Raw genomic sequence first — 7,359 nt, forward strand, 5'->3', positions numbered from 1 at the left:
GGGCGGGCCCACACCCCTTTGTCCCGTCCCGGTTGACCCGAACGTCATCACCGGTTGCACGATTGTCCCGGATCCGCTATAATCTCCTGCTCCCCCGGAAACGGGGGAGACTTGTTTTTCCTGCTCCGCGCGCACCGGCGCGGGGCCTCATGTCCAAAGGACTGGTGACCTTTGAGGGACTACGAGATCGTGTACATCTTCGCCCCTTCGCTGGAAGAGGCGCAGGTGAACGACAAGCTCGACCGCTACCATGGGCTGCTTACGGGCGCCAACGGCGGCGAGATCACGGCGACGGACCACTGGGGCCGCCGCCAGCTGGCGTACGAGGTGGAGCGCCAGACCAGCGGCTACTACGTCGTGGAGCACTTCCGTGCCCCGGGCGAGGCGCTGCCGGAGTTCGAGCGCGCGCTCAAGCTGGATGACGAGGTTCTGCGCTACCTGGTGGTGGTGAACGAGGGCAACCTGCCCACGACGCCCGTTCCGCCGGTGGAGAAGCGCGAGGAAGAGTCCGAAGACGAGACGGAGGCCTGACCGATGCGTGGACGCAAGACCTGCCCCATGTGCGAGGGCTCTGTTCGCAACGTGGACTACAAGGACGAGAAGACGCTTTCCCGCTTCATCACGGAGCGCGGCAAGATCCTGCCCCGGCGCATCAGCGGGATGTGCGCCCGGCACCAGCGGCAGGTGGGCACCGCCATCAAGCGGTCGCGCTACCTGGCCCTGCTGCCGTACATTGCCGGCCACGAGGCCTGAGCCCCTGAAGGAGGAGATACGACAATGCAGGTGATCCTCAGGGACCGCATCGAGAACCTGGGCAATGCCGGCGACGTGGTCGAGGTCAAGCCCGGGTACGGCCGCAACTACCTCATCCCCAAGGGGCTGGCGTACGAGGCCACCAAGGCCAACGTTCGCCGCCTGGAGGCCGAGACGGCCGCCCGCGGCCGCCGCGAGGCCGAGACGCTCAACGAGGCCAAGGAGCGCGCGTCGAGCATCGAGGGCGTGTCGCTCACCTTCCACGCCCGTGCGGGCCAGGAAGGCAAGCTGTTCGGCAGCATCACGTCGCAGGACATCGCCGACAAGCTGGCCGAGCAGGGCGTCACGATCGACCGCCGCTCCATCGAGCTGGACGAGCCGATCAAGGCGCTGGGCGTGACCAGCGTGCCCGTGCGCCTGCACCCGCAGGTGCGCCCGGAGATCAAGGTGTGGGTCATCGCCGAGAGCTGATCGCTTTCGGCTGGTGCCAGACCGCTCCGGCAAGGGCGGCTTCCCGCGCGGAAGCCGCCCTTCGCACGTCAACGGCAACTGATTTTCTCACGCAGAGGCGCAGAGGGAGAACGCGGAGCCCGCGCGTGCCCGCCAGGCTCTCCGCGCATCCGTGTCATCGCTCGTCACATGATGGCGATCTCACGCGTTCACGCCGCGTGTCATCGTCAATCGGCAATCACATGAACGGACGGTTCCACGCATGATCCGACGCCTGCTCCTTGCCGCGGCCCTGGTGCTGCCCACGACGGGCTGCGCCGCGGGAATCCGGACAGGGTTCGAGGAAGTCCAGCGCGCCGCGCAGCCCGTGCGGGCGCAGCGGGTCGCCCTTCTCCCCATCGCCACGGACGAGGCGTCGGACCCGTACGCCGCCGTCATCGGCGACTCACTGCTGGCCGCGGCCCTGCGCGCGCACCCGGGCCTCACCTTCGTTCCCCCCGAGGAGACGCAGCCGCGGCTGGAGGCGGCGGGACTGGCCGACCGGCTGTCCGCGCTGCTGCAGGCGCACGCCGATTCGGGGGAGTACGACCGCGCGCTGCTTCGCGAGGTGGGCACGGCGCTGGGCGTGGACCACCTGCTGGACCTGCACGCCGGCTACACGGTGCGCGCGGAGGAAGGAAGCAGCATGCTGGGCTCCAACGTGACGTACGAGGCGGAGCGGCAGACCTTTACCGTGGACGCGGTGCTGTGGGACGTGCGCGACGGCGCGCTCGCGTGGCGCGCCGAGGGGAGCGGCACCACGCGCGACGCGGAGCTCCAGCGTCCGCGCTCCCCGGAGGAGGTGGTCGCCGCCATGGCATCGCGGCTGGCGCGGCGCATTCCCTTTGGCGCCGGCGACCCCATCGTGGATTCGCAGGCGCCGCGGCCCTGAGGCGCCGCGCGGCACCCGACTTGCCCCCGTGCACGGGCCTGCCCATGTTGGGCGGGACGCCGTGCATCAAAACGACCGATTTGAACGCCAGAGCCAGGACCGGATGACTGACACGCCCGCAACCACCCCGATCCAGGACCTGCCGCCGGAGGTGGCCCGCGCGGTGGACCTGCTCTTTGACCGCAAGGCCAACGACGTGGTGCTGATGGACCTGCGCAAGGTCAGCTCGGCCACGGACTTCTTCGTGATCGCCAGCGGCACCAGCGACACGCACGTGGCCGCCATCGCCGACCACGTGGTGGACGAGCTCAAGAAGGAAGGCAACCGGCCGCTCAACGTGGAGGGCGAGCGCGGGGGCCGGTGGATCCTGATCGACTACTTCAGCTTCGTGGTGCACGTCTTTCACCCCGCCGCGCGCGACTTCTACCAGCTGGAGCGCCTGTGGGGCGACGCGCCGACGCACCGCGTGGAGCCGCAGGCGGCGTAGGCAGGGGACTGCAGGGAATAGGTGATAGGGAATAGGGAATAGGGAATAGGGAATAGGGAATAGGGAATAGGGAATAGCGGGCAACGGCAGACGGGGCGGTGGGATGCTGGAGAGCCAGCCGGCTCGCCAGTCCTCCGCCGGAGCGGCTGAAGCCGCCGCAACGACTGCGGAAAGCCTCGCAAACTGCGCGAGGCTTCAACCGCGTGAACGGCGCTCCGCTGCACGCGCACCCGCCTTTGCTGGGGCAGTCCGCGCAGGCGGACTTCGCGACTTTCCAGCGGCGAATTCATTCGCTCCGGCTGGAGACCGCCTCACCGGATCAGATCCGCAATCGGCATCATTCGCTCCGGATGGGGGATGGCGCCGGCACAGGAGCCGATCCGCAGCAGAAGCGTCCGCGCGGAACCCAGGATCGACAGACAGAAGCCCCGTGCGTGCACGGGGCTTCTGCCGTTGGCGGCTGTCCCCCGTAACCCGTCCCCTGTACCCCGCAGTTCCGCCGTTGCAGGCTGTTCCCTATTCCCTATTCCCTATTCCCTCGCCGTCCCCCGGAAACGCTTGCCTCGCAACGACTCCCACCTTTACTTTCCGCACGGAACGAGTCCCCGGCACGCACACGCGCCCCGGCGCGCCACCGCCCGGCCCCTTTCCCGGAACCCATGACCGATTCGCACGCGCACGCCGGCCCCGAGGGCGCCCCGACGCCCACGTTCTTCGACCCGTCGTTCGAGCGGCTGCCCGCGCCCGTGAGCGGCGATACGGCCGCCCCCGGCCCCGTGCTGCTGGTCTTTGACCGGGGCGCGGACCGCGACTGGGCCGCCGACGCCGCCGTGGCGCTGGCCACCGGCTGGCACGCGGCCGGACGCCGCACCGTGCTGGCGGACCTGTGCCTGGAGGACCCGTTCCTCAACGAGCGCATCGGCATGCCCAACCAGGAAGGCGTCGTCGACATCTTCCTCTACGGCGCGTCCCTGGCCCGCAGCGCGCGCGCCGTCCCCGGCCGCGGGTTCTACCTGATCTCCGCCGGCACGTACACGCCGGAGCCCGGCGCCGTGCTGCGCAACCCGCGCTGGGACAAGATCGTGGGCGGGTTCCGCGACAACCAGGCAGCGCTCCTGCTGTTCGTCCCCTCCGACGCGCCGGAGCTGCCGGCCCTGCGCCAATGGGTCGGCGAGGCCATCCTGCTGGGCGGCGCCGACGGCGCCACGACGCTCTCCGCGCCCAGCGAGTTCGGCGTGCGCGCCTGGCTGGCGCCCCCGCGCCGCGACGGCGCGTCCGCGGCCGCCGCGCAGCCCCGCCCTGCCTCGCCCGCGGACCGCTTTCCCGAGCCGGAGCCCGTGGCGCCGTGGAACGCGCCGCCCGGCACCCGCGCGGAGCTCAACGTGGTGCCGCCGACGGTGGAGAGCGCGCCCATGCCCGCGTCGGAGATCCCCGTTCCCGAGGCGGACTGGGCCCGCGAGGAGGCACCGAAGAAAAAGCGCGCCGTCTCGCCGCTGCTCCTGGTGCTGCTGCTGCTCGTCATCCTGGCGGCGCTCGTCTTCCTGGGGCCGCAGTACATCCCCGGCTTCCCCAACCTGCTGGCGTCGTCCGCCGGCACGACGACGGAGACGGTCCCGCAGAAGGCGCCCGTGCCCGCGCGCCCCGTCCCCGCCGGGCCCGTGACGGCGGCGGGCGCCAGCCTGCCCTACTCCGTGCACGTGGCGGGATTCCAGAGCTGGGACGACGCGTCGGAGTTCGCGTCCGGCACGTCGCGCCGGTTCAGCGAGGCACAGTTCTTTATCGTCCCCGAGCTGCGCCAGGGCGTCACCTACTGGACGGTGATGGCGGGCATGGCGGGCGACACCACGGCCGTCCTGGCCCTGCGCGACCGCCTGGTGGCCGAGAAGGTGGCCGACGAGGAGTCCGTGGGCGGACGGTACGACCTGATCCAGCACCGGCCGCTGGCGTACGAGCTGGGCGAGTTTCGCGACGCCGCGCAGGCCCGCGCCCGGGCGGACTCGCTCACCAGCCGCGCCATCCCCGCGTACGTGGCGCCCGTGCCCTACTCCGACGGCACGGAGCGCTGGAAGGTGTACGCCGGCGCCTACCGCGACACGGCCAGCAGCGCGCCCATGCGCAACCTGCTGACCGGCGCGAGCATTCAGCCGAAGCTGGTGGAACGCACCGGCCGGCCCCCCGCAAGCCCCAAATGAAGCTTCGCTCCCTCCATCTCCACGGTTTCAAGTCCTTCGCTGACAAGACGGTGCTGGAGCTGCGCGACGGCGTGACCGCCATCGTGGGCTCCAACGGCTGCGGCAAGTCCAACACGGCCGACGCCGTGCGCTGGGTGCTGGGCGAAACCCGCGCGGGCGCCCTCCGCTCCGCCAAGATGGAAGAGGTCATCTTCCAGGGCACCATCCGCCGCCGCCCCCTGAACTACGCGGAGGTCTCGCTCGTCTTTGGCAACGAGGACGGCGCCGTGCCCATTCCCCAGAGCGAGATCGAGATCGCGCGAAAGGTGTTTCGCGAGGGCGGCAGCGAGTACTTCCTGAACCGCCAGTCGTGCCGCCTGCGCGACATCCACGACCTGCTGCGCGACACGGGCCTCGGATCGGACGCGTACTCGATCATCGAGGCGGGGATGATCGACGCCATCCTCAGCGAGCGCCCCGACGAGCGCCGCGCCATGTTCGAGGAGGCCGCCGGGATCGGCCGCTACAAGGACCGGCGCAAGGCCGCGCAGCGCCGGCTGGAGGCGGCGGAGGTGGATCTCTCCCGCCTGAACGACCTCGTGGCGGAGGTCGAGTCCAAGGTGCGCGCGCTGTCTCGCCAAAAGCGCAAGGCGCAGCGCCACGCGGAGCTGCAGGCGCGCCGGCTGGACCTGGAGATGGCCATCGCCCGGGCGGAGAGCGACGCGCTCACGGCGGCACTGGCGGCCGGCGCGCGGCGCTTGATCGAGCTGGAGCGCGAGGCCCGCGAGAGCGCCACGGAGCGCGCCACGGCCGAGGCCATCCTCTCCGAGCGGCGCATCGAGGGCGCGGAGCTCACGCGCCAGCGGCAGGCCGTGGCCGCGCGCCTGGAAGACGTGCGCCGGCGCCTGGACACGCGCGAGCGCGAGATCCTGCTGGCGGACGAGCGCCGCTCCCACGCGGAGATGCGCATCGCCCAGCTGGTGCGGGAGCGCGGCGAGCTGGGCGACCGCGCGGAGCGGTTGGCGGCGGACGCGGCGCGGCTCGAGGGCGAAGCGCGCAACGCGGCGGCGCGGCTGGAGGGCGTGCGCGAGCGGCTGGAGCAGCGGCTGGAAGAGAACGAGACGCTGCGGGCCACGCTTTCCGCCCACCGGCAGGCGAGCGAGGCGGCGGCTGCGAAGTCGCGCGAGCTGGCCCGGGAGACCGCCGCGGCCGAGGGCGAGCGCGCGGCGGCGGAGCGGCGCCAGGCGGAGGCGGTGGAGCGCATCGGCCGATTGACGGAGCAGGAGGCGGCGCTCGTCCGCGAGCTGTCCGTGCTGGAGGAGCAGACGGAGCTGTGGACGGGCCAGGGCGAGACCCTGCGCGACCGGCTGGACGCCGCCATCGACGCGGCGGAGCGGGCCCGCGAGGAGATCCGCGTCCTGCGCGGCCGCGAGTCCGCCGTGCGCGACCAGCTGCGCGGGGCGGATGACCGGCTGTCGCGGCTTTCGTCGCAGGTGGCGGCCCGCGAGGCGCTGGAGCGCAGCTACGAGGGCTTTTCCCCCGCGGTCACGGCGCTGATGGGGCTCAAGGACGAGCGCTTTCCCGGCATCCTGGGTCCGCTGGCCGACTTTGTCCGCGCCACGACGGCGGACGCGGCGACGGCTTCGGCCGTGGAGTCGTTCCTGGGCACGCTGCTGCAGGCCCTCGTCGTCCGCGACCTGAACGCCGCGCGCCACGTGCGCCGCTGGTTCCGCGAGGAGTGGGACGGCGGCGGCACGCTGCTCCTGCTTCCCCTGGACGCGCCCGGCGTGCGCGAGGCCGTGGCAGACGCGGACAGCGCCGCGCGCCTGGGCGTGGCGGGGCACGGCGCGGCGGCGGCGTGGGTGCAGACCTTTCTCCACGGCCTGGTCGTCGTCCAGGGCGAGGATTCGCTGGACGGCTACGGCGGGGGCGGATCGCGCGTGGACGCCCTGGGCGACACGGTGGACCCGCGCGGTGTCATCCGCCTGGGCCAGCCCATCAGCGGCGAGGGCATCCTGGCCCGGCGCGAGGCCCTGGGCCGCCTGCGCGGCGAGGTGGAGGACGCGCACGTGGCCCACGACCGCCTGGCGCAGGAGCGCGCCGCCCTGGCCGAGCAGCTGGCCCTGGCCGAGGAGCAGGCGCGCGAGGCGGAGGAGCACGTGCGCGTGACGGAGAACGAGCTGCGCCAGCTGGACGCCGAGGCCGCCGCGCACGGGCACAAGCAGAGCCGCCTGCGCCGCGAGCGCGAGGAGGTGGGCGTGGGGATGGGCAACGCCCGCCGCCTGTCCGCCGAGACCGCCGAGCGCATCCAGGCCCTGGACGCGCGGCTGGCGGAGCTGCAGCGCGCGGCCGGCGAGGCGTCGGCGGAGCAGACGCGGGCCGGCGGCGCCCTGGGCGAGCTGGACACCGTGTGGGAAGCCGCCCGCGACGAGGAAAGCGAGCTGCGCGTGGCCGTGGCCCGCGCGGAAGGCGACCTGCGCGAACTGGAGCGCAACCTGTCGTCCGCGCGCAACGGGGCGGAGGGCGCGCGCAACCGCGGGCGCACGCTGGAAAGCGAGGCGGCGGAG

Annotated in this window: 7 protein-coding genes; all 7 read left to right on the forward strand. The window is 72.4% G+C overall.

Annotated features, from left to right (window positions below; all coding sequences use genetic code 11):
- The first annotated feature begins 171 nt into the window (after positions 1-171).
- Positions 172-531 (forward strand): 30S ribosomal protein S6, encoded by a 360-nt coding sequence (gene rpsF / locus VFZ20_RS31565; RefSeq protein WP_329687959.1) that lies wholly within the window; start codon positions 172-174, stop codon positions 529-531.
- Positions 532-534: 3 nt separating this feature from the next.
- Positions 535-753 (forward strand): 30S ribosomal protein S18, encoded by a 219-nt coding sequence (gene rpsR, locus VFZ20_RS31570; protein WP_329687960.1) that lies wholly within the window; start codon positions 535-537, stop codon positions 751-753.
- A gap of 24 nt (positions 754-777) precedes the next feature.
- On the forward strand, positions 778-1,224 hold the full coding sequence (gene rplI / locus VFZ20_RS31575; RefSeq protein ID WP_329687961.1) for a 50S ribosomal protein L9: 447 nt from the start codon (positions 778-780) through the stop codon (positions 1,222-1,224).
- A 241-nt stretch (positions 1,225-1,465) separates the two neighbouring features.
- Positions 1,466-2,134 (forward strand): hypothetical protein, encoded by a 669-nt coding sequence (locus tag VFZ20_RS31580; RefSeq protein ID WP_329687962.1) that lies wholly within the window; start codon positions 1,466-1,468, stop codon positions 2,132-2,134.
- Between the two features lie 103 nt (positions 2,135-2,237).
- Positions 2,238-2,621 carry a ribosome silencing factor gene (gene rsfS, locus VFZ20_RS31585; protein WP_329687963.1) on the forward strand — a complete coding sequence of 128 codons (384 nt, stop codon included), beginning with the start codon at positions 2,238-2,240 and terminating at the stop codon, positions 2,619-2,621.
- A gap of 659 nt (positions 2,622-3,280) precedes the next feature.
- Positions 3,281-4,813 carry an SPOR domain-containing protein gene (locus VFZ20_RS31590; RefSeq protein ID WP_329687964.1) on the forward strand — a complete coding sequence of 511 codons (1,533 nt, stop codon included), beginning with the start codon at positions 3,281-3,283 and terminating at the stop codon, positions 4,811-4,813.
- Positions 4,810-7,359 (forward strand): chromosome segregation SMC family protein (locus tag VFZ20_RS31595; RefSeq protein WP_329687965.1); only part of this gene is annotated, 2,550 nt, incomplete at its 3' end. The genes VFZ20_RS31590 and VFZ20_RS31595, both read left to right, overlap by 4 nt.

This window comes from Longimicrobium sp. (assembly GCF_036280135.1).
Lineage (GTDB): Bacteria > Gemmatimonadota > Gemmatimonadetes > Longimicrobiales > Longimicrobiaceae > Longimicrobium.